Genomic DNA, 20,644 nt, shown 5'->3' with positions numbered 1-20,644 from the left:
ATCGGATGCCTTTAGTCGAGGGAATCTGCCAGTTGCTGCGCTTGGGCAAAATCGATGCTGCCCTCGTAAATCGCACGGCCGGTAATCGCGCCTGCTACGCCATGTTTTTCGGCGGCACACAGGGCGCGGATGTCATCCAAGCCGGTCAGTCCGCCGGAGGCGATGACGGGAATGCGGACGGCTTGGGCGAGTTTGACCGTCGCGTCGATGTTCACGCCGCTCATCATACCGTCGCGCCCGATGTCGGTGTAGATGATGCTGTTGACACCGTCGTCTTCAAAGCGTTTTGCCAAATCAATTACATGATGCCCGGTTACGGTTGCCCAGCCGTCGATGGCGACCATACCGTCTTTGGCATCCAGTCCGACGATAATCCTGCCGGGGAAGGCTTTGCACGCCTCGCGCACGAAGTCGGGGTTTTTGACTGCCGCCGTGCCGATAATCACGTCGTTCAGACCCAAATCCAAATATTGTCCGATGGTTTTCAAATCGCGTATGCCGCCGCCGAGCTGTACGGGGATGTCTTTGGCGACGGCGGCAAGGATGTCTTTGATGGCGGGCAGGTTTTGTGGAACGCCGGCAAACGCGCCGTTCAAATCCACCAGATGCAGGCGGCGCGCGCTTTGTTTGAACCAGTGCAGTGCGGTTTCGGCGGGCGAATCGGAAAAGACGGTCGCCTCTTCCATCAGTCCTTGTTTCAGGCGGACGCAGCGTCCTTCTTTCAAATCGATGGCGGGTATCAGCAGCATAATTTTTCTCCTTGTGCGGGGCCGTGTCCGGCTTACCAGTTTAAAAAGTTTTTCAACATCGTCAGCCCGGCATCGTGGCTTTTTTCGGTGTGAAATTGCGTGGCGAATACGTTGTCTTTGCCGACGATGCAGGCAAACGGGGACGAGTAGTCGCTTTCGCCCAATATGGTTTCGGGATTTTCGGGGGCGAAATAGTAGCTGTGGACGAAGTAAAAACGCGTGTCTTGGGGGATGCCTTGAAAAAGCGGGTGGTTTTGGGTTTGGCGCACGGTGTTCCAGCCCATATGCGGGACTTTCAGACGGCATCCCTGCCGGTCGAGGAGGTCGCGCTCAAAGCGTCTGACTTTGCCGCCGAACCAGCCCAAGCCGTCGGTGTTTCCTTCTTCGCTGTGGTCGAATAAGAGTTGCGCGCCGACGCAGATTCCGAAAAAGGGTTTGTTTTTTAAGGCATCTTTGACTGCCTTGTCCAAGCCGTCGCGTTTTAATGCCGCCATACAGTCGGGCATCGCGCCCTGCCCGGGAAAAATGACTTTGTCGGCGCGGGACACGCGTTCGGGGTCGCCGCTTAAAAAGATTTCGACATTTTTTCCGGCAAGCTGCCCCGCCGTCCGGACGGATTTCAATACGGAATGCAGGTTGCCCATACCGTAATCGATAATGGCGGTTTGCATGGCTTCCTCCTCTTTTTTTTGCAATATGGCTGCGATTTTAACAAACAAATGTGCCGGGCTGATAAAAATGCCGTCTGAAAACGGGAATCTGTCTTCAGACGGCATAGGGTTCAAACCCGGAAAGCCGTTTGTCAGCCTTCCATTTGTTTGGCCTGAACGGCAGTCAGGGCGATGGTGAACACGATATCTTCCACCAGCGCGCCGCGCGACAGGTCGTTGACCGGTTTGCGCAGACCTTGCAGCAGCGGGCCGACGCTCAAGACGTTGGCACTGCGTTGGACGGCTTTATAGGTGCAGTTGCCGGTGTTCAGGTCGGGGAAGACCAAAACGGTTGCCTGTCCTGCCACCGGGCTGCCCGGGGCTTTGGATTTGCCCACGCCCGGCACGGTTGCCGCATCATATTGCAGCGGGCCGTCGATGGCGAGGTCGGGGCGTTTTTCCCGGGCAAGTTTGGTTGCTTCGATGACGGTATCGACATCGGAGCCGCTGCCGGAGTTGATCGTAGAGTAGGAAATCATGGCCACTTTCGGGTCGATGCCGAAGGCTTTTGCGGAATCGGCAGACTGGATGGCGATGTCGGCCAGCTGTTGCGCGGTCGGGTTCGGATTAACCGCGCAGTCGCCGAAGACGAGGACTTGGTTGGGCAGCAGCATAAAGAATACGCTGGATACGAGGCTTGCACCCGGTGCGGTTTTAATCAGCTGCAAGGCGGGGCGGATGGTGTTGGCGGTTGTATGAACCGCACCGGATACCAGACCGTCCACATCATTTTGCGCCATCATCATCGTACCGAGTACCACGGTGTCTTGCAGTTGCTTGCGCGCGTCTTCGGGTGTCAGGCCTTTGGATTTGCGCAGTTCGCACATCGGCTCGACGTATTGTTCGACCAATGAGGCGGGATCGATGATTTCCAAAGAGTCGGGCAGGCTGATGCCGCGTTCTTTGGCAACGGCTTCGACTTCTTCGCGTTTGGCAAGCAGGACGCAGCGGGCAATGCCTTTTTCGTGGCAGATGGCGGCGGCTTGGACGGTGCGGGGTTCTGCGCCCTCAGGCAGGACGATGCGTTTGCCGGCTTGGCGGGCGAAGTCGATCAGGTTGTAGCGGAATTGGGCGGGCGAAAGGCGTTTGGTTTGTCGGTTTGCCAATACGGATACGTCTTTCAGCGCGTCGCTCGAACCGAAGAAGGTCAGGCCGGTTTTTTCGGCTGCCGCTTCGGCAACGGAGGCTGCCGCGCCGTCCACGACAAAACCTTCCAATACGCCCGGCGCGGCGGCGAAGAACTGTTTGGCAAGGTTCAGCCGGTGCGCCAGTTCGTCTGCATCGGCATTGTCGGAACGGACGGCAAATACGGCGGCGGCGTCCAAAGAGAGCGCCAGTTCGACGTTTTTGCCTGCAAGGTAGATTTTGTCGGCATCGGGCGCGATGCCTTCGATAATGAGGTTGGCGGCATCGAGTGCGGCAACTTTGCCGACCAGTGCGTCGAACCAGTCGTCGCTTTTGCCTTGCGCGAGCAGGGTTTCGGCGGTTGCGTCAACGGCTTGGAAAATTTGTGCGTCCAGTGCTTTTGCAAAGGCTTGTGCGGCGGCGGAGGCGTTCAGTCCGGCAGATACGGGTACGATGAGTACTTTTGCCATAATATATCCTTTCGTATGCTGCGGTGTGCGGCATGTATGTTGGAAGTGTTGGGATTTGAGGGGAAATGTCGGGATAGGCTATTTCCCGTCCGGTTTGCGCAAACAGGTGTTTTCTGTTTTGGGGCGGCAGCCGGTTTTACGCTGCCGCGTGTTTTTATATTAACAAATAAATTATGTTTTCAACAAGATAAATATCGTCAGGCATCGTTATGCCTTTCAGACGGCATCGTGTCCTCTGCCTTATGGGGCAGGCGGTTCGGGAAAAAACAGGGCTTCTGAATTTAAGTAGATGCGTGTCTGTGTGCCGTCTGAACAATCGGGGGCATAGGGGGTATCCAGCGTCAGGACGGTTTGCCCGATTTTCAGGCGGATTTGGGTGTGGCGTGCTTTGGGTATGGCGTTGAGGATGGTGGCGGATAATTCGGCGACTGGGGCGGACTGGCGGTGAAGGCTGAACTGTTCCGGACGGATGAGCAGTGTGCCGCGCGTGCCTGCGGGTGCGCCGCTTTGAACGGGCAGCCGGCCCAATCCGCAATCGGCGGTGCCGTCGGCGTTGAGCACGGCGGGGGACACGATGCCTTCGCCGATAAACAGGGCGGCATCAAGGTTGGCGGGGCGGCGGTAAAGTTCGGCAGGCGGGGCGGTTTGGAGTAGTCTGCCTTGTTGGATGACGGCTATTTTGTCTGCGTATTGCAGGGCTTCTTCCCGGTCGTGGCTGACGAAAACGGCAGATTTGCCGTTGGCGCGCAGGGCGGCAATCATGTCTTCGCGAATCTGGCGGCGTAACTGTTCGTCCAGTGCGCTGAAGGGTTCGTCCAGCAGGATGAGTTCGGGATCGGGGGCGAGGGCGCGGGCGAGGGCGACACGTTGTTGCTGTCCGCCTGAAAGTTCGTGCGGATGACGGTTTGAGAGTTCGGAAATGCCGGTCAGAGCCATCATGGCTTCGATGCGTTGCCGCTCCTGCGCCGTCTTGCCTTTGCCGTTGCCCAGTCCGTAGGCGATGTTGCGGTAAACGGTCAGGTGGGGGAACAGTACGCCTTCTTGTACGACGTAACCCAAACGGCGTTCGCGGACGGGAAGGTTGGTATTTTCTGAATAGATTGTTCTTCCGTAAAGCGAGATTTCTCCGGAATCGGGCTGTTCAAAACCGGCAAGGCAGCGCAGCAGCGTGGTTTTGCCGCAACCTGATGCACCGATGACGAAGAGGATTTCCCCTTTGCCGAGTGTGAGCGAGATATTTTGCAGAACGGCATGGTTCTGGAAGTTTTTGGTCAGTTGGCGGATTTGGAGTGCGGGCGCGGTCATAGTCGGTCTTTCGCAGCAGTGTTATTTGAAGGCGTATTTTTTCAGTATGAATACGGGCAGGCCTGAAAACAGTACCAGCATAAGGGCATACGGGGTGGCGGCGGCATATTGTGCGTCTGACGTGTATTCCCAAACGGCGGTGGAGAGCGTGTGGACATCATCTGCGGTTAGCAGCAGGGTGGCGGTCAGCTCTTTCATCAGGTTGAGGAAGACGAGTGCGAATGCGGCGGTAATGCCGGGCAGGATGGACGGCAGCACCAACGTCCTGAAAATAAAGAAGTGTCCGCGCCCCAATGTTGCGCCGACCTGTTCCATGCCTTTGGGGAATTGTTCCAAGGAAGTCCTCAGGGTGGTTTGCGCCATCGGCAGGTAAAGCATGAAATAGGCAAGGACGACGACGATAAAGGTTTGGTAAACGGATGGTGCATAGTTGATGCTGAAATAAATCAGCGACAAGGCGATCACCAGGCCGGGTACGGCGTGCAGCAGGAAGGGCAGCCTGTCTATCCATACGGTTATCAGGTTGCGGTAGCGTATGGATGCCCAAACCAAGGGCAATGCGCACAAAATGGTCAATAATGCGCCGGCGGCGGATACGCTCATCGATCGGGCAAATGCATCGAATACGGATACGAGTTCAAATGTGCCGGACGAGCCGACCATCATCCAGCGGATAAGGATGCCGAATGGGATGACGATGCTTAAAACCAGCAGCGAGCCAAGAAAAAATACTGTGCAGATTTGCGCAGGCAGCTTCATCGTTTTGACCGGGTAGGGGCGGGCAACGCCTTTGCCGCTGTGATAGAGCTTGGTTTTTCCACGGAAAATGCTTTCTCCAAATACGACGATGCCGCACACTGCCATTAAAACGGCGGACAGCAGCGCGGCGGTGTTATTGTTGAACGACATTTCGTATTCTTGGAAAATGGCGGTGGTAAAGGTCGGATAGTTGAGTATCGATACTGCACCGAATTCAATCAGCATGTGCAACGCAATCAGCAGGATGCTGCTGCCGATGGCAGGTTTGAGTTGGGGAAGTATGGCGGAAAAGAAAGTTTGCAGGCGGCTTTTACCCAAGGAAAGGCTGACTTCTTCAAACGACAGGCTGATGCGTTTGAGGGCCGCCTCGACCGGTAGGTAGGCGAGGGGAAAAGACGACAGGCTCATAATCATAACGGTTCCCCAAAATCCCTCCACGCGGAAAGTCAGGCTGATCCATGTAAAGCAGCTGACAAATGCAGGTATGCATAAGGGCAGAGTAATTGCCGTCTGAAAAAAGGTTTTGCCGAAAAAGCGGTAACGTTGGAACAGGACGGCGCAGGTAATACCCAAAACGATAGAAATCAGGGTAACGCCGAACATCAGCATCAGAGTGTTTCCCAGCAAATCAAACATGCGTGGGCGGAACAGCAGTTCGTAGGCGCGTGTTGCACCAACCTGCCACGAACGCATGGCGACATAAAGGAAAGGAAGGGTCAGCGGTAAGGCGATAAGCAGGATGAGGGCGGTCAGCCATGAGGGTATTTTGTTGCGGGACATAAATCGGATTCGGATAGAAAACGGTCGGACAGCAGGGTTGTCCGACCGTTTGAACGGAAAAAGTTTATTTCAAACCTGCCTGTTCGAGGAGGCGGGTGGCATTTTCTTGGTCGGCGACGGTGGTTGCCGAGACTTCCGGTGCTTCCAATTTGGCATAAGGGTCCATATTGAACGGGGAAGACACGCCGGCGTGCAGCGGATATTCTGCGCGGGCGGAAGCCAAGACCTGCTGTCCTTGTTTGCCGGCAAGGAAGGCGACGAATTTTTGTGCTTCGGCTTTGTTTTGGGAAGATTTCAGCACAGCCGCGCCGGAATAGGTAACGAGTGCGCCGGGGTCTTTGTGGCGGACGAAGTTCAGGCGGGAATGGATGTTGTTCACGCCTTTTTCTTTGGCAAACGCATACCAGTAGTAGTTGTTGATGAGGGCGGCCGGCACTTCGCCGTTTTCGACGGCTTGGAGCGCGACAGTGTTTTTAGCATACAGTTTGCCGTTTTCTTTTAAGCCTTTGAGCCATTTCAGGGCGGCTGCTTCGCCTTTCAGTTTGACGATGGCGACAACCTGTTCCAAGAACGCGCCCGAAGTCGGTACATAACCGATACGGTCTTTCCATTTCGGCGTGGCGTAATTCAGGACGGATTTTTCCAAATCTTTTTCAGACAGTTTGCGGGTGTCGTAAACGACGACGCGCGAACGTCCGCTCAATGCCACCCAGTCTTTTTTGGCGGCAACCGGCACGCCTTTGCGGCGTGTGTCGTTAATCGTTTTTGCAGGGAGGGTTTCTAAGAGGTTGGCTGCGGAAAGCGTAACCAGCGGGGGGATTTGTTCGGAATAGAATACGTCGGCGGGGCTTCGGCTGCCTTCTTCTTTGATTTGTCCGGCAAGCTGGTCGCTTTTGCCGCTGTTAATTTTTACTTTGATGCCGGTGGCTTGGGTAAAGGCATCGGCAAGTGCCTGCGTGGCTTCTTTGTGTTGGCCGTTGTACACGGTAATGTCTGCCAGCGCGGGGGCGGCGGCGGTCAGGGCTGCGGCAAGCAGTGCGTATCGGATAGATGTTTTCATATCGATTTTCTCCTAATGAATGAGGGTGTATATCTTGTTAAGACATAACGGGGTATAGTGTATTCCTTCTTTTTTATAAATGCAAATAATTATTTTTTTAAATTTGTTGTTGTCCGATCCGGTTATGGTTTGTTATGACTTGTATTTTTTTCCGTGCATCGCGCCCGTAAGGCGGAAGCGGCGGGTAATGCGTGTCGGAATGTGGGTAAAGGCGGCATTTTGATTTGTCGGAATGCTTGAGAACATCTCCCTTTAAAACGTCGTCTGAACAGGGTTGCCGGAATAGTATTGCCATCCCAGCAGATACAGTTTGTCGGGGTCTTGCCAATATTGTTCATCCAGACTGTTCAGCAGTGAGGCGGTTTTGTTGTCGAGATGTTGCGTTATATCCCACATTTCTTTCAGGTTTTTACCTTCCGATTGGAGGCGGCGGATTTCTTTTCCCAATGCGTCTGCCGCCCGATGGATCAGCATTGCGCTGTGTATCGCGCCGATTTTTTTCAGAACGGAACAAGTCTTTTCGGCGGCGGGAAAACCCCAGTTGCAGACAAATTGCAGTATGCCGCCGTTGCCGATATCGGCTTCCGCCCGCCAAATCAAAACCAGTTCCTGTTCCCGTCCGTCCATGCTTTCGAGTTTGCCGTCATGCTGTTCAAAAAGTTTGTCCACCGCCTGCCACATCATCTGCTCGAAGCGGTCGGCTTGGGTATCCGTATCGGTCATCGTGTTCTTGCCTTTTAAAAATGCCGTCTGAACGTTTCTTCAGACGGCATCGGGGGGTTAAGCTGATATTTCCCGCCAGCGTTTGACTTGGAAGCGCACTTGTTCCGGCGCGGTGCCGCCCAAGTGGTTGCGCGCGTTTAAGCTGCCTTCGGGTGTCAGCACGCCGTACACGTCGTCTGAAATCAGCTTGCTGAAACCTTGTAAGACTTCGAGCGGCAGTTCGCTCAAATCAACGCCAGCTTCATCGGCGTGGCGCACGGCTTGGGCGACGACTTCGTGGGCATCGCGGAAAGGCATGCCTTTTTTGACCAGATAATCCGCCAAGTCGGTGGCGGTAGCGAAGCCCTGCATCACGGCGGCGCGCATATTGTCGGGTTTGACGGTTACGCCGCGCATCATATCGGCGTAAATCCGCAGGGTGTCGATGAGCGTGTCGGCGGTGTCAAACAAAGGTTCTTTGTCTTCCTGATTGTCTTTGTTGTACGCCAAGGGTTGGGATTTCATCAGGGTAATCAGGCCGATAAGGTGTCCGATGACGCGTCCGGATTTGCCGCGCACGAGTTCGGGCACGTCGGGATTTTTCTTCTGCGGCATGATGGACGAGCCCGTACAGAAACGGTCGGCGATGTCGATAAAGCCGAAACGCGGACTCATCCACAAAATCAATTCTTCGGACAGGCGGCTCAGGTGAACCATAACCAGCGAGGCGGCGGCGGTGAACTCGACGGCAAAATCGCGGTCGGATACGGCATCGAGCGAGTTTTGGCAGATTTGCTCGAAACCCAGTAATTCGGCGGTGATTTCACGCCGAATCGGGTAGGTCGTCCCGGCAAGGGCGGCTGCGCCGAGCGGCATACGGTTGACGCGGCGGCGGCAGTCCGCCATCCGTTCGTTATCGCGGCCGAGCATTTCGACGTAGGCGAGCATATGGTGTCCGAAGCTGACGGGCTGGGCGACTTGCAGGTGGGTAAAGCCGGGCATAACGGTTTCGGCGTTTTGTTCCGCCAAATCCAGCAATGCCGTCTGAAGGTTTTGAATCAGGCTTCGGATAACGGTAATCTGATCGCGCAGCCACAGGCGGATGTCGGTGGCGACTTGGTCGTTGCGGCTGCGGCCGGTGTGCAGACGCTTGCCCGCATCGTCAATTTTGTCGGTCAGGCGGCGTTCGATGTTCATATGGACATCTTCCAAATCGGACGACCATTCGATTTTGCCGCTGCGGATTTCTTCAAGGATTTCCGCCATACCCCGGCGGATATCCGCCAAATCGCCTTCGTCCAACACGCCGGTTTCTTTCAACATTTGCGCGTGGGCGAGCGAGCCTTGAATGTCCCATTCGGCAAGCCGTCGGTCGAAACCGATGGAGGCGGTGTATTGTTTGACGAGTTCGGAAACGGGTTCGTTGAAACGTCCGGACCAGGTTTTGTCGTGCATAAGGATTCCTTGATGGGGTTATTCGGTGCGGTATTTTTCCAAAAGGCGGCGGAAGGGTTCGCCGGTTTCGGGGTGTTTCAGGCCGTAGGCGACGGTGGCTTCGAGGTAGCCCAGTTTGCTGCCGCAGTCGTAGCGCGTACCTTCAAAGGGGTGCGCCAGGACAAATTCGTGATCGAGCAGCTTGGCGATGCCGTCTGTAAGCTGGATTTCGTTGCCCGCGCCGCGCGGCAGTCCGGTCAGTAAGTCGAAAATGCGCGGGGTAAGGATGTAGCGTCCGACGACGGCAAGGTTGGAGGGCGCGTCTTCGGGCTTGGGTTTTTCGACAATGCCGGTAATGCGTTGGAACTGTTTGAGCTGTTCGGTTTCGACGATGCCGTATGAGCCGGTTTGCGATGGTTCGACGGTTTCTACGCCCAAAATGCTGTTGCCGCTGCGTTCGTACACTTCGACCATTTGTTTGAGCGCGCCTTTTGGGGCATCGATTAAGTCGTCAGCCAAAATCACGGCAAAGGGTTCGTCTCCGATGGCGGCGCGGGCGCACAAGACGGCGTGTCCCAAGCCCAGTGCTTCCGCCTGGCGGATGTAGAGGCAGGTAATGTTCGGCGGCAGGATGTTGCGGACGTGTTCCAGAAGTTTGTCTTTATGGCGCATTTCCAACTCGGTTTCGAGTTCGTATGCCTTGTCGAAATGGTCTTCGATGCTGCGTTTGTTGCGTCCGGTAACAAACACCATTTCCGTGCAGCCGGCTTCCACGGCTTCTTCCACGGCGTATTGGATCAGCGGCTTATCGACGATGGGCAGCATTTCTTTCGGGCTGGCCTTGGTGGCGGGCAGGAAGCGGGTTCCCATCCCTGCGACGGGGAAAACGGCTTTTTTTATCGGTTTCATTCTTTTTCCTTTGTATTGTTTTGATGTTTAAAGGGCGAGTTTGCGAATTAAATCGGCGAGTGCCTGCGCGCGGTGGCTTTCGCGGTTTTTGACCTCCGAATCCAATTCGGCGGCAGTTTTGCCGTGTTCGGGCAGATAAAAATACGGGTCGTAACCGAAACCGTTTTGCCCGAGCGGCGTGTCGTGCCATTGTCCGTGCCACACACCTTCGGCAATAATCGGGCGCGGGTCGTCTTGATGGCGGACAAAAACCAATACGCAGACGTAGCAGCAGCTTTTGTCGGCTTTGCCGGCAAGTTCGGCGGCAAGTTTCAGGTTGTTGGCGGTATCGGATTTGGGATTGTCGCCGGCGTAGCGTGCGGAATGGATGCCCGGCGCGCCGTTTAGGGCGGCGGCACAGATGCCGCTGTCGTCGGCGAGTGCGGGCAGCCCGCTGTATTTGGCGGCGTGCCGGGCTTTTGCCAGCGCGTTTTCGACAAAGGTGGAATAGGGTTCCGGACATTCGGGTATGCCGAACTCGGATTGCGGCAATACGGTAATGCCGTATGGTTCGAATAGCTTGCCGAATTCTTTGAGTTTGCCTGCATTACCGCTTGCCAAAACGATTTTTTCCGGTTTTTCAGACATAGCGGTTCCTTTGTGGTGTGGATGGGTCGGCGTGTAGGGATTTGTGCCGCAAATAGAGGGCGAGTGCGCCGATTTGTCCGAACAGCGCGCCGAATGCGAAAAGGAAGGCGGCGACGGCAAAGGCTTTGCTGCCGGCGGTCAGCAGATAAGCACCCAAGAGGACGAGCAGCATAAATGCCAGTGTGAACAGGGCAACAGACAACAGATAGATTTTTCGGCGGTTCATGGCGTTCGGTCGGAAACGGTATGTTCGGATTATATCCGATTGGGACGGCATTCCCTAGAGCTTGGAAAAATGCCGTCTGAAGGGGTGTTCAGACGGCAGGGCAGGCGGATGTTATGCCTGTTTGTTCCAGCGTTCGATGGATTCTTTGATGACTTTTTTCGCTTCTTCCACATCGCCCCAGGATTCGACTTTGGTCGTACCCGCTTTTTTCAGGTCTTTGTAGTGGTTGAAGTGGAACTCGATTTGTTTGATCAGCTGCTGCGGCAAATCGGCCAAAGTTTTGTAGGCGTTGCCGTTGTTGCGGTCGTCGGCAGGAACGCAGACGATTTTGTCGTCAACTTCGCCATCGTCAACGAATTTCATCACGCCGATAACGCGCGCTTCCAAGAATACGCCGGTTGCCAGAGGTTGTTCGGTAACGAGCAGCACGTCCAATTCGTCGCCGTCTTCGTCTAATGTTTGGGGAATGAAGCCGTAGTTGGTCGGTTTGGCGAAGATGGCGGGTTCGACACGGTCGAGTTGGAATGCGGCCAGTTTGCGGTTCCATTCGATTTTGTGGTTGCTGCCGGCGGGGATTTCGTTGACAACGTTGATGATGCCGCCGTCCACGTCGCCGGGGGTCAGGATTTGGTTGAAGTCTGCCATTTGGTTTCCTTTATTTGGGAAGGTTTGAAGTTTGAAAGTATAGCACAAACGTCCGGCTGGAAATGCGCCCGATGCCGTCTGAAAGGGTGTACGGGCGCGTATTACCGTTTGCTCAAAAACCTGCCCAGTTCCAAAATTGCGCGCCTGTTAGACGGGGAAAACACTTTTTCCGCCGCTTCTTCCAAGCCGAACCAGCCGTAGGAGACGTGTTCCTCGGGTTGCAGGACGACGGGCGTATCGCGCGGGATTTCGGCAGAGAAGAGGTGTTCGCGGTTTTCAAACACGCCTTTTGGATAGCGGTGCCGCCAGTGGTGGTAGATTTCGTAAACCGTGCTGTCGTGCCAGTCTTGAAGCTGCCCGTCCGCCAGCAGGATGCCGGTTTCTTCCCAAACTTCGCGCCTTGCCGTTTGGGCGACGGTTTCGCCCGGTTCGAGGCTGCCGGTTACAGACTGCCAAAATCCTTTCGGATGCGTGCGTTCGATGAGCAGGATGCCGCCGTCCCCACTATAAAGGACGACCAGTGCGGAGACGGGATATTTGAGCGGTTTTGCCATCGGCATCTTTCGGCGGGCTGCGGTAATGAAGGGGCGGATTATAGCAAACGCCGCACGTTATGGCGTTTATCCTTTTCCGTATCCTTTTTTCTGCACGGATGGGACGCGCCGGTGTTTGCCGGTAAATTTTCCGTTGTGTCAAAAAGATAAGGGCGGTTGTGATTTTAATGCTTGCCAAAGCGTCGGGCGGAAACTATAATCCGCAACTTATCGAGTCGGAGTGTGGCGCAGTCTGGTAGCGCACTTGCATGGGGTGCAAGGGGTCGAAGGTTCGAATCCTTTCACTCCGACCAAAAAATATAAGGCAGCCGTTTTTGAAACGGCTGCTTTTTTGTCTATATAAAGAAAGGTCGTTTGAAACCGTATTTATTGTTTAAGACAGTCTCTTAGCTCAAACTTTGAGAACCGCATACGTGCGTTCCGCACACATGCTGCTTGTTGGGTTTAGGTTTCATATGGGTTATGGCTTGCTAGTTGCACAGACTGTGCTTGTTAATACTTACTCATCAGCTATTTTGGAATACATATGTTCCACGGCCTTGGGTGATAGTGGTGCTTTACACTCGGTGCAATAATCTTTATTAAATGGAGAAATTCCTCTTGAATAAGTTAAATTATTAGCATCAATCTCAAATGATTTGCCATTAAATTTTTGAAAAGAATGGCAATATGGACATATGCTGGCAATCGGAATATAAATAATACAAAAAAGTAATCCAACAACCCAATATATAGTAAATATAATAAGAAAAATATCTTTCTTTAAGAAATTATTGTTTGTAACAATTTCTTGGAGAGTTGCCGCACCAAGTATACAGGCTACGGAAATAAAAAAAATCTTAGGAATTAACATTCTTTTTTGAAATTTTTTCGCAATATACATTGCTTGTTCTTTGTCATCTAATTTTTTCATATCTTTTACTTCTTCCGTTCCAAATATCCCATTTCAACATACCACCTGTTTCTACATGTACAAACTTTCTTGAAATGCCGTCTGAAAAGTTTTCAGACGGCATTTTTTATTTCTTCCAGTAGGCAGGGGTGAAGAGGATGAAGACGGTAAAGATTTCCAGCCTGCCCAAGAGCATTGCGGTAACGCAAATCCATTTCTGTATCACGTCCAAACCCGCGTAATTGCCGGCGGGCCCGACTTCGCCCAGGCCAGGGCCGGAATTGGTAATGCAGGCGATGACGGCGGTGAAGGCGGTGGTAAATTCCATACCGCTCGCCATCAGCAGGAAGCTGAAGAGGACGACGGTCATAAAGTAGATGAAGATGAAGGACATAACGGTCAGCGCGAGGCGGTCGGGTATGGCCTTGCCGCTGATTTTGACGGTGCGGACGGCTTTGGGGTGCAGCAGCACCATCATTTCGCGCAGGCTGAATTTGAACAGGACGAGGGCGCGTATGGTTTTGATGCCGCCGCCGGTCGAGCCGGAGCTGGCGAGGATGTTGGCGAGGAAAAACATCCACAGGGAAATCAGGAGCGGCCATTGTGCGAAGTCGGTGTTGGACAGCCCGTTTGCCAATCCGATGGAGACGAAGTTGAAGGCGGTGTAGCGCAGGGATTCGGTAAAACCGGCGTAATGGCCGGTGTGCCACAGGTACAGGGCGGCGGCAAGGATGCTGCCGGAGAGCAGCAGCAGCATCGTCCGGCATTCTTCGTCTTTCCAATAGGTTTTGAGGCTGCGGCTGTTGAGGGCGGCGAAATGGCTGGCAAAATTGATGCCGCCGAAAATAGTGAAAACGATGATGACCACCTCGATGAGGGGGGAGTTGTAATAAGCTATGCTGGCATCGTGGGTGGAAAACCCGCCCAGCGAGAGGGTCGCCATTGCGTGACAGACGGCATCGAACCAGCCCATCCCGGCAAAATGCAGGCAGGCTGTCGCGAGGATGGTGATCAGGGTGTAGCCGAACCAGAGTTTTTTCGCCACTTGGGAAATGCGCGGCGACATTTTGCTTTCTTTGTCAATGCCGGGGATTTCGGCTTTGAATAACTGCGTGCCGCCTACGCCGAGCATAGGCAGGATGGCGACGGCAAGGACGATGATGCCCATCCCGCCCAGCCAGTTGAGCATATGCCGCCAAAAGTTGACGGAGGGGGCGAGTCCGTCGACGTGGGGGATGACGGTCGCGCCGGTGGTGGTCAGTCCCGACATCGATTCAAAAAATGCGTCGGTAAAGCCCATATTCGGGAAATACAGGTACATCGGCATCGCAGCCATAGCGGCAAACGCCAGCCACAACATCAGGACGAGGGTGAAGCCGTCGCGCGGGCGCAGTTCGCGCCTGAACCGGAGGGTGGCGAGCCGGACGATGCACGAGCCGGAAAGGGTAACGGTCGCGGTGGTGGCGAAGGCGGTGTACGCGCCGTCCGAAAAGGCGTAGGAGAGGGCGGCGGGTATCAGCAGGATAAAGGAAAACAGCATACCCAGTCGGGAGAGGACGTGGGCGATGGGCAGGATTTTGTGCATAGTGGGGCGGTCCGTTATTTTGCGAAGCTTTTCCAGTCTATGCCGTTGGCGGCTTGGACTTGGGTAATTTCTTCCGTTTCGAGATTGACGGCGGTCAGCTGTCCGCCCCACAGCGCGCCGGTGTCCAGCGAGATGACGTTGTCGGCATTCGTGTAGCCCAAGGAAGACCAGTGTCCGAAGATGATGGTGTGGTCGAGGTTTTGCCGGTCGGGGGCTTTGAACCACGGGCGCAGGTAAAGCGGCATTTTTTTCACTGTGGATTTGTAGTCGAAATCCAGTTCGTTTTTAAAGGTCAGAGCGCGCATCCGCGTGAAGGCGTTGACGATGAAGCGCAGGCGGGCATAGCCTTCCAAACCTTCGTCCCACGCGGCCGGTTTGTTGCCGTACATTTTGGAAAAGAATTTGACGTATTTTTTGCTGCGCAGTTCGGCTTCGGCTTCTCCGGCGAGCGATTCGGCTTTGGCTATGCGCCATTGCGGCAGGATGCCGGCGTGTACCATCACGCGGCTGCCCTCGCGTATCAACAGCGGTTGCGCGCGCAGCCAGTCGAGCATTTTTCTGCCGTCGGGGTGTTTGAGTATGGGTTCGATTGTGTCGCTGCGTTTGGGCGCGCCTTCGCCGCAGCCGACGGCGAGCAGGTGCAGGTCGTGGTTGCCGAGGACGATTTGCACGCTGTTTTCGTGTTCCATGCAAAATTGCAGCACTTCGAGGGATTTTGGGCCGCGGTTGACGATGTCGCCCGTCAGCCAGAGGGTATCCGTGCCGTGGTTGAAGCCGATTTTGCCGAGCAGCGCGGTCAGTTCGTCGAAGCAGCCTTGTATGTCGCCGATTGCGTAATGTGCCATTGCGGGTGTTGTGAAGTGGGAAAGTGTTGCGGTTCGGACGGCACGGTTGGAAATCTTATGCCGTCCGAACGTGGAATTATGCGTTCAAAACGAGGACGGCTTCGGCTTCGACCTGCACGCCTTTTGGCAGGGAGGCAACGCCGACGGCGGCGCGGGCGGGGAAGGGTTCTTGGATGAACTCTGCCATCACTTCGTTGAAGACGGCGAAATTGCCCAAGTCGGTCAGATAGGCGTTGAGCTTGACGATGTCGGCCAGCGTGCCGCCTGCAGCTTCGGCGACGGCCTGCAGGTTTTTAAAGACCTGGCGCGCTTCGGCGCGGAAATCGCCGTTGCCGACAACGGTCATCGTGGCGGGATCGAGCGGAATCTGACCACTCATGTAAACGGTGTCGCCCGCGCGCACGGCTTGGCTGTATGCGCCGATGGCGGCAGGGGCTTTGTCGGTGTGGATGATGGTTTTGGCCATGATTTTCTCCTGAAACGGATGCGTGTGAAAGGGGAACGCGGTGTTGCGGATTATCGTACAAAACCGTCTGCTTGTGTAGTTTCAGACGGCATAGATGTTGAAAACAAAACCGCCGAAGGCTCGGCGGTTTGCGGAATAACACGTATATTAGAATTTGACGCGTACGCCGGCGGACACTTCGTGAGAGTGTACTTTCACGTCGTCAAATTTGCCCCAGTAGTTGTAGCGGTAGCCTGCATCCAGGGCGATGTTTTGATTGATGTCGTAACCGATGCCTGTCATCACGCCCAAGCCAGTTTTGGTTTTGCGGGTTTCATAATGTTCGATGGAGCTTGAACTGCCGTATTCCTTTGTGTCAAATGATACGTGGTTGAGGCCTACGCGTGCGCCGACATAAGGTTTAACCGGGGAGTTTAAGTCGAAATCATAAATGGCGGAAACGCCGACGCTTTGGATTTTGGCTTTCGCGTCATAAGTGGTGGAGGTGCTGATTCTGCCGCTTTCTTTGTGGGATTTGTAGTGGGTATAGTCGGCTGCCACACGGAAATCGCCGAAATCATATCCGGCAGACAGGCGCGGGCTGAAGCTTTTTGCCGTCTCGCTTTCGTCGTAAATCTTGGCTTTTACCGAAGTATGGCCGACATCGCCTTGGATATAAAATCCACGGTGTTCGTCTGCCAATGCGACAGCGGGAAGGGAAAGGGCAACTAAGGTAGCCAGAACTTTTTTCATAATGTCATCCTCAATAATTGGATAGAAAATGATTAGTAGTCAAACGGCTTGCAACCGCCGACGGGCAATTGTATTGTGTTATGACGGTTTAAACAATGTTTGGATGGTTTGGCATGACTGAGGAACCTCAATACGGCAATAAAAGGCGCGGAACGTCTTGGAGGCCGTCTGAAAACCATCTGCCGCAGCAATACAAAGATTTATAAAAAGCATTGCAACAAATCGTTTAAAAACAACCGTCCCCGTTCGGTCGGGCGGAACACGGTCGGGTCGGTTTCCAGCAGGCCTTTTTGCCTTGCTGTTTCGATTTGCGCCATGATTTTGGCGGCGGGTACGCCCGTGCGCTCATGCAACATCGCGGCGGGTACGCCGTCGGTCAGGCGCAGGGCGTTCATCATGAATTCGAACGGCAAATCTTCGGCGGCGACGGTTTTGCGTTCGACGGCTTCGCTCGGCCGGTTTTGCATCAGGGCGAGGTAGTCGTTGGGATGGCGGCGGCGGACGGTGCGCTCGATGCGGTCGGGGTAGGAAATTTTACCGTGCGCGCCCGCGCCTATGCCCAAATAATCGCCGAACTGCCAGTAGTTTAAATTGTGGCGGCACTGCATGGTGGGTTTTGCAAAAGCCGATGTTTCGTAGTGGACAAAACCCGCGCCTTCCAGCGTGCCGTGTACCGCGTCTTCGATGTCGAGGGCGGCTTCGTCTTGCGGCAAACCTTTCGGCGGCGTATGACCGAACGGCGTGTTCGGTTCCATCGTCAGATGATACGCGCTGATGTGGGCCGCGCCCGTGGCGATGGCGGTTTGTACGTCGTTTAAGGCCGTCTGAACGGTTTGGTTCGGCAGGGCGTACATCAAGTCGATATTGACTTTATCAAATAATTTCAGGGCGGTAGCTATGGCGGTTAAGGCTTCTTTGCCGTTGTGGACGCGCCCCAGCCTTGAGAGCATATCGTCGTTGAAACTTTGTACACCAATAGAAAGCCGCGTAATACCCGCGTCTTTAAATCCTTGAAACTTTTCGATTTCAAACGTACCCGGATTGGCTTCCAACGTAATTTCCGCTTCCGGCTGCAAGCGCAACAGCGAGCGTACGCCGCTTAACAAACGGTCGATCGATTCCGCCTGAAACAGGCTGGGCGTACCGCCGCCGAAAAATATCGTTTCCACCGGCCTACCCCAAATATTGGGCAATTCAAGCTGCAAGTCGGTCAGCAGCGCGTCGATATAGGCGGCTTCGGGCAATCCGTTTTTCAGGCTGTGGGAATTGAAGTCGCAATACGGGCATTTTTTGATGCACCACGGGATGTGGATGTAGAGCGACAGGGGAGGCAGGGCGGTGAGTCGGGTGCGGTTTGGAAAGGAAATGGTGTGCATGGTGCGGTTCGGAAAAGTAGACAATGCCGTCTGAAGGCGGTTCAGACGGCATAGGTTCAGCCGAGCAGGGTAAGCAGGTCGGCTTCGCTGAGGACGGAAACACCCAAGGCATTGGCTTTTTCCAGCTTGCTGCCCGCGGCTTCTCCGGCGACGACGTAGTCGGTTTTTTTGGACACACTGCCGGAAACTTTGCCGCCTGCGGCTTCGATTAGGGCTTGGGCTTGTTCACGTTTAAGCGTGGGCAGCGTGCCGGTTAACACGAAGGTTTTGCCCGCTACAGCTTTATTGATGCCGTCTGAACGCTGCACCGCTTCGTCTTCAGACGGCATTTGCGTGAAGAAGGTTTTCAGGTTTTCGAGCAGGGCGGCGTTTTGTGGTTCGCTGCGCCACGCCTGCCAGTCGGTGGGAAGAGCTTTGTCGGTTTGCAGCCCTTCTATACTTTGACCGGCAAGTTCCCATAAGGCTTGGGCTTTGTTTTCGCTGATTTTGAAACCGGGCAGGCGGGCGATCCAGCGTTGCGGCTCGGCGTGGCAGGCGGGCGGTATGGTAACGGCTTGGGTTTGCGGGGCAACGCCTGCGGCGAGTAGTTCGTCTATCATCGCCTGCTGTTCGGCTTGGGCGAAGAAGTGGGCAATGGAATGCGCCACTACCGTGCCGATGTCGGGCAGGCAGGCGAGGACGGGTTCGGGGGCGCGGCGGACGCGTTCCAATGTGCCGAATGCCTGTGCCAGCGTTTTGGCGGTGCGTTCGCCGACGTGGCGGATGCCGAGCGCGAACAGGAAGCGCGCGAGTTCGGGTGTTTTGCCGGATTCTATGCCTGCGAGGATGTTTTCCGCCCACTTGGTCGGTTGTTTTTTATGTTTGCCCGACGCGCCGACCGAACTGCCTTCAGACGGCATTTGATCCGATTCGGCAACGGTTTTGTCCGCCGTTTCCTTCATTTTTTGCAGGGTCGGAATATCGAGGCGGTAGAGGTCGGCGAAGTGGCGGACGAGGTCTTGGGCGACAAGCTGTTCGATTTGTTTTTCACCCAAGCCGTCGATGTCCATGGCTTTGCGCGAGGCGAAGTGGATTAAGCCTTGCGCGCGTTGTGCCTGACAAAGCATACCGCCGCTGCATCGGGCGACGGCTTCGCCTTCTTCGCGTTCGATTTCGCTGCGGCAGATGGGGCAGTGGGTCGGCAGGCGGTAGGGCTTGTAGAGCGGAACGGATTGGGTTTGGTTTGCAGCCGGTGCTTCGGCAAACAAATCGTCCTGCCGATGCCCGATGCCGTCTGAAACAGCAACGGCGGTTTCCTGCATCGGGCGGCGTTCAAAAATCACACGCACGACTTCGGGAATTACGTCTCCGGCGCGGCGCACGACGACGGTATCGCCGACGCGAACGTCTTTGCGCGATACTTCGTCCTGATTGTGCAGGGTGGCGTTGGTAACAGTTACGCCACCGACGAATACGGGTTGTAATCGGGCAACCGGCGTTACCGCGCCCGTCCTGCCGATTTGCACGTCAATCGCTTCGACAATGGTCAGGGCTTCTTCGGCAGGGAATTTGTGGGCAACCGCCCAACGCGGCGCGCGGGAGATGAAGCCGAGTTCGCGTTGTTGCGCCAAGCTGTTGACTTTGACGACCATGCCGTCGATTTCGTAGGGCAGTTCGGGGCGTTTTTGCTGCATTTGTTCGTAAAACGCCAATACTTCGTCGATATTTTTGAAACAGCCGAAATTGCCATTGGGTAGACTGAAGCCGAGTTCTTGGAAATAGGCGAGTTCTTGGATGTGCTCTTCCGCGACGAAACCGCCTTGCTGACGGGCGACGGAGTAGGGGAAAAAGTGCAATTTGCGTTGCGCAGTGATGCGTGAATCGAGTTGGCGCAGGCTGCCGGCGGCGGCGTTGCGTGGGTTGGCAAAGGGTTTTTGCCCGTTTTCGGCTTGTCTTTTATTGAGGGTGGCAAAATCGGCTTTTTGCATCAGCACTTCGCCGCGTACTTCGATGAGTTCGGGCGTATTTTCGCCGTGCAGCCGCAGGGGGATGTTGGCGACGGTTTTGACGTTTTGGGTAACGTCTTCGCCCGTTGTGCCGTCGCCGCGCGTTGCCGCCTGTACCAATACGCCGTCGCGGTAGAGCAGGCTGATGGCGAGGCCGTCGAATTTGGGTTCGATAACGTATTCGGGATTGCCGCCGTCCAAGCCGTCGCGCACGCGTTGGTCGAAGGCGTACATTTCGGCATGGTCGAACACGCCGTTTTCATCTTGCGGGGAAAAAGCGTTGGTCAGCGACAGCATCGGCACTTCGTGGCGTACTTCGGCAAATTCCGCCAAAGGCTCGCCGCCGACACGCTGAGTCGGGCTGTCGGGCAGCTTGAGCTCGGGATGGTTCAGCTCGAGGGCTTCGAGTTCACGGAACAGGCGGTCGTATTCGGCATCGGGTACGCTGGGCGCGTCGAGGGTGTAGTATTCGTAGGCGTAGCGGTTGAGGAGGTCGGTGAGGCGGCAGATGTGTTGTGCGGCAAATTGTTTTATATCACTATCAGACGGTTTAAGAAGATTGGTAAGGTTAGTGTTATGTTTTGAGTTTGGATTCATGAGAGAAGGTTTTCAGACGACCTTTGTCTGATACGGGATGAAACGGGCAAAGGTCGTCTGAAAAATGATAGGTTGAAAACAGCTGAATTTTACCCGAAAAAAAGCGGATAT

General features: G+C 54.9%; 20 protein-coding genes and 1 tRNA gene. 1 reads left to right on the top strand and 20 read right to left on the bottom strand.

Annotated elements, in window-relative coordinates; translation table 11 throughout:
* Positions 1-11 precede the first annotated feature (11 nt).
* The 13 genes from hisA to nudB form a co-directional block, all read right to left on the bottom strand.
* The gene (gene hisA, locus ACNAU7_RS02475; RefSeq protein WP_416300392.1) at positions 12-749 is read right to left on the bottom strand and encodes a 1-(5-phosphoribosyl)-5-[(5-phosphoribosylamino)methylideneamino]imidazole-4-carboxamide isomerase; all 738 of its coding nucleotides are present in this window, start codon (positions 747-749) and stop codon (positions 12-14) included.
* A gap of 32 nt (positions 750-781) precedes the next feature.
* Entirely contained in the window at positions 782-1,420 is a 639-nt protein-coding gene (hisH, locus tag ACNAU7_RS02470) for an imidazole glycerol phosphate synthase subunit HisH (RefSeq protein WP_416300793.1), read from the bottom strand.
* A gap of 131 nt (positions 1,421-1,551) precedes the next feature.
* Positions 1,552-3,054, bottom strand: a complete 1,503-nt coding sequence (gene pta / locus ACNAU7_RS02465; protein ID WP_416300390.1) for a phosphate acetyltransferase — start codon at positions 3,052-3,054, stop codon at positions 1,552-1,554.
* Positions 3,055-3,294: 240 nt separating this feature from the next.
* A complete protein-coding gene (locus ACNAU7_RS02460; protein ID WP_416300388.1) occupies positions 3,295-4,359 on the bottom strand; it encodes an ABC transporter ATP-binding protein in 1,065 nt (354 codons plus the stop codon).
* 21 nt (positions 4,360-4,380) lie between these two features.
* Positions 4,381-5,898 (bottom strand): ABC transporter permease, encoded by a 1,518-nt coding sequence (locus ACNAU7_RS02455; protein ID WP_416300386.1) that lies wholly within the window; start codon positions 5,896-5,898, stop codon positions 4,381-4,383.
* A gap of 64 nt (positions 5,899-5,962) precedes the next feature.
* Positions 5,963-6,958 (bottom strand): iron ABC transporter substrate-binding protein, encoded by a 996-nt coding sequence (locus ACNAU7_RS02450; protein ID WP_416300384.1) that lies wholly within the window; start codon positions 6,956-6,958, stop codon positions 5,963-5,965.
* A 252-nt stretch (positions 6,959-7,210) separates the two neighbouring features.
* A complete protein-coding gene (locus tag ACNAU7_RS02445) occupies positions 7,211-7,681 on the bottom strand; it encodes a DMP19 family protein (RefSeq protein ID WP_416300382.1) in 471 nt (156 codons plus the stop codon).
* Between the two features lie 57 nt (positions 7,682-7,738).
* Entirely contained in the window at positions 7,739-9,115 is a 1,377-nt protein-coding gene (argH, locus tag ACNAU7_RS02440) for an argininosuccinate lyase (protein ID WP_416300380.1), read from the bottom strand.
* A gap of 18 nt (positions 9,116-9,133) precedes the next feature.
* The gene (gene galU / locus ACNAU7_RS02435) at positions 9,134-10,003 is read right to left on the bottom strand and encodes a UTP--glucose-1-phosphate uridylyltransferase GalU (protein ID WP_002217750.1); all 870 of its coding nucleotides are present in this window, start codon (positions 10,001-10,003) and stop codon (positions 9,134-9,136) included.
* A 27-nt stretch (positions 10,004-10,030) separates the two neighbouring features.
* Positions 10,031-10,630: an RdgB/HAM1 family non-canonical purine NTP pyrophosphatase gene (gene rdgB / locus ACNAU7_RS02430; RefSeq protein ID WP_416300377.1), complete on the bottom strand. Its 600-nt coding sequence runs from the start codon at positions 10,628-10,630 to the stop codon at positions 10,031-10,033.
* Positions 10,623-10,856 (bottom strand): NGO_0222 family membrane protein, encoded by a 234-nt coding sequence (locus ACNAU7_RS02425; RefSeq protein WP_416300375.1) that lies wholly within the window; start codon positions 10,854-10,856, stop codon positions 10,623-10,625. Before ACNAU7_RS02425 ends, rdgB begins: the two co-directional genes overlap by 8 nt.
* Positions 10,857-10,967: 111 nt before the next feature.
* On the bottom strand, positions 10,968-11,501 hold the full coding sequence (locus ACNAU7_RS02420; protein WP_101131162.1) for an inorganic diphosphatase: 534 nt from the start codon (positions 11,499-11,501) through the stop codon (positions 10,968-10,970).
* Between the two features lie 101 nt (positions 11,502-11,602).
* Complete coding sequence (nudB, locus tag ACNAU7_RS02415) at positions 11,603-12,061, bottom strand: dihydroneopterin triphosphate diphosphatase (protein WP_416300372.1); 459 nt, start codon at positions 12,059-12,061, stop codon at positions 11,603-11,605.
* 210 nt (positions 12,062-12,271) lie between these two features.
* On the opposite strand from nudB, the gene ACNAU7_RS02410 reads away from it, so the two are divergent.
* Positions 12,272-12,348: transfer RNA gene (locus ACNAU7_RS02410), tRNA-Pro, on the top strand.
* 206 nt (positions 12,349-12,554) lie between these two features.
* On the opposite strand, the gene ACNAU7_RS02405 is transcribed toward ACNAU7_RS02410, so the two are convergent.
* The 7 genes from ACNAU7_RS02405 to ligA form a co-directional block, all read right to left on the bottom strand.
* A complete protein-coding gene (locus ACNAU7_RS02405) occupies positions 12,555-12,968 on the bottom strand; it encodes a hypothetical protein (protein ID WP_416300370.1) in 414 nt (137 codons plus the stop codon).
* 106 nt (positions 12,969-13,074) lie between these two features.
* Positions 13,075-14,532, bottom strand: a complete 1,458-nt coding sequence (locus tag ACNAU7_RS02400) for a TrkH family potassium uptake protein (RefSeq protein ID WP_416300368.1) — start codon at positions 14,530-14,532, stop codon at positions 13,075-13,077.
* A gap of 14 nt (positions 14,533-14,546) precedes the next feature.
* Positions 14,547-15,377 carry a symmetrical bis(5'-nucleosyl)-tetraphosphatase gene (locus ACNAU7_RS02395; RefSeq protein ID WP_416300366.1) on the bottom strand — a complete coding sequence of 277 codons (831 nt, stop codon included), beginning with the start codon at positions 15,375-15,377 and terminating at the stop codon, positions 14,547-14,549.
* Positions 15,378-15,453: 76 nt separating this feature from the next.
* On the bottom strand, positions 15,454-15,843 hold the full coding sequence (locus ACNAU7_RS02390) for a RidA family protein (protein WP_416300364.1): 390 nt from the start codon (positions 15,841-15,843) through the stop codon (positions 15,454-15,456).
* A 147-nt stretch (positions 15,844-15,990) separates the two neighbouring features.
* Positions 15,991-16,575 carry an opacity family porin gene (locus ACNAU7_RS02385; protein WP_416300362.1) on the bottom strand — a complete coding sequence of 195 codons (585 nt, stop codon included), beginning with the start codon at positions 16,573-16,575 and terminating at the stop codon, positions 15,991-15,993.
* 200 nt (positions 16,576-16,775) lie between these two features.
* Positions 16,776-17,951 carry a radical SAM family heme chaperone HemW gene (gene hemW, locus ACNAU7_RS02380; protein ID WP_416300360.1) on the bottom strand — a complete coding sequence of 392 codons (1,176 nt, stop codon included), beginning with the start codon at positions 17,949-17,951 and terminating at the stop codon, positions 16,776-16,778.
* A gap of 56 nt (positions 17,952-18,007) precedes the next feature.
* Complete coding sequence (ligA, locus tag ACNAU7_RS02375) at positions 18,008-20,533, bottom strand: NAD-dependent DNA ligase LigA (protein WP_416300358.1); 2,526 nt, start codon at positions 20,531-20,533, stop codon at positions 18,008-18,010.
* Positions 20,534-20,644 lie beyond the last annotated feature (111 nt).

It is taken from the genome of Neisseria sp. LACPHL-SPEC-2024-00856 (genome assembly GCF_047915665.1).
Taxonomy (GTDB): Bacteria; Pseudomonadota; Gammaproteobacteria; order Burkholderiales; family Neisseriaceae; genus Neisseria; species Neisseria polysaccharea.
This window is presented reverse-complemented; position numbering and strand designations above follow the sequence as displayed.

Excerpts from the sequence above, each read along its gene's own strand:
- hisA (WP_416300392.1), bottom strand. The coding sequence starts at position 749 with ATGCTGCTGATACCCGCCATCGATTTGAAAGAAGGACGCTGCGTCCGC.
- hisH (WP_416300793.1), bottom strand. The coding sequence starts at position 1,420 with ATGCAAACCGCCATTATCGATTACGGTATGGGCAACCTGCATTCCGTA.
- pta (WP_416300390.1), bottom strand. The coding sequence starts at position 3,054 with ATGGCAAAAGTACTCATCGTACCCGTATCTGCCGGACTGAACGCCTCC.
- ACNAU7_RS02460 (WP_416300388.1), bottom strand. The coding sequence starts at position 4,359 with ATGACCGCGCCCGCACTCCAAATCCGCCAACTGACCAAAAACTTCCAG.
- ACNAU7_RS02455 (WP_416300386.1), bottom strand. The coding sequence starts at position 5,898 with ATGTCCCGCAACAAAATACCCTCATGGCTGACCGCCCTCATCCTGCTT.
- ACNAU7_RS02450 (WP_416300384.1), bottom strand. The coding sequence starts at position 6,958 with ATGAAAACATCTATCCGATACGCACTGCTTGCCGCAGCCCTGACCGCC.
- ACNAU7_RS02445 (WP_416300382.1), bottom strand. The coding sequence starts at position 7,681 with ATGACCGATACGGATACCCAAGCCGACCGCTTCGAGCAGATGATGTGG.
- argH (WP_416300380.1), bottom strand. The coding sequence starts at position 9,115 with ATGCACGACAAAACCTGGTCCGGACGTTTCAACGAACCCGTTTCCGAA.
- galU (WP_002217750.1), bottom strand. The coding sequence starts at position 10,003 with ATGAAACCGATAAAAAAAGCCGTTTTCCCCGTCGCAGGGATGGGAACC.
- rdgB (WP_416300377.1), bottom strand. The coding sequence starts at position 10,630 with ATGTCTGAAAAACCGGAAAAAATCGTTTTGGCAAGCGGTAATGCAGGC.
- ACNAU7_RS02425 (WP_416300375.1), bottom strand. The coding sequence starts at position 10,856 with ATGAACCGCCGAAAAATCTATCTGTTGTCTGTTGCCCTGTTCACACTG.
- ACNAU7_RS02420 (WP_101131162.1), bottom strand. The coding sequence starts at position 11,501 with ATGGCAGACTTCAACCAAATCCTGACCCCCGGCGACGTGGACGGCGGC.
- nudB (WP_416300372.1), bottom strand. The coding sequence starts at position 12,061 with ATGCCGATGGCAAAACCGCTCAAATATCCCGTCTCCGCACTGGTCGTC.
- ACNAU7_RS02405 (WP_416300370.1), bottom strand. The coding sequence starts at position 12,968 with ATGAAAAAATTAGATGACAAAGAACAAGCAATGTATATTGCGAAAAAA.
- ACNAU7_RS02400 (WP_416300368.1), bottom strand. The coding sequence starts at position 14,532 with ATGCACAAAATCCTGCCCATCGCCCACGTCCTCTCCCGACTGGGTATG.
- ACNAU7_RS02395 (WP_416300366.1), bottom strand. The coding sequence starts at position 15,377 with ATGGCACATTACGCAATCGGCGACATACAAGGCTGCTTCGACGAACTG.
- ACNAU7_RS02390 (WP_416300364.1), bottom strand. The coding sequence starts at position 15,843 with ATGGCCAAAACCATCATCCACACCGACAAAGCCCCTGCCGCCATCGGC.
- ACNAU7_RS02385 (WP_416300362.1), bottom strand. The coding sequence starts at position 16,575 with ATGAAAAAAGTTCTGGCTACCTTAGTTGCCCTTTCCCTTCCCGCTGTC.
- hemW (WP_416300360.1), bottom strand. The coding sequence starts at position 17,951 with ATGCACACCATTTCCTTTCCAAACCGCACCCGACTCACCGCCCTGCCT.
- ligA (WP_416300358.1), bottom strand. The coding sequence starts at position 20,533 with ATGAATCCAAACTCAAAACATAACACTAACCTTACCAATCTTCTTAAA.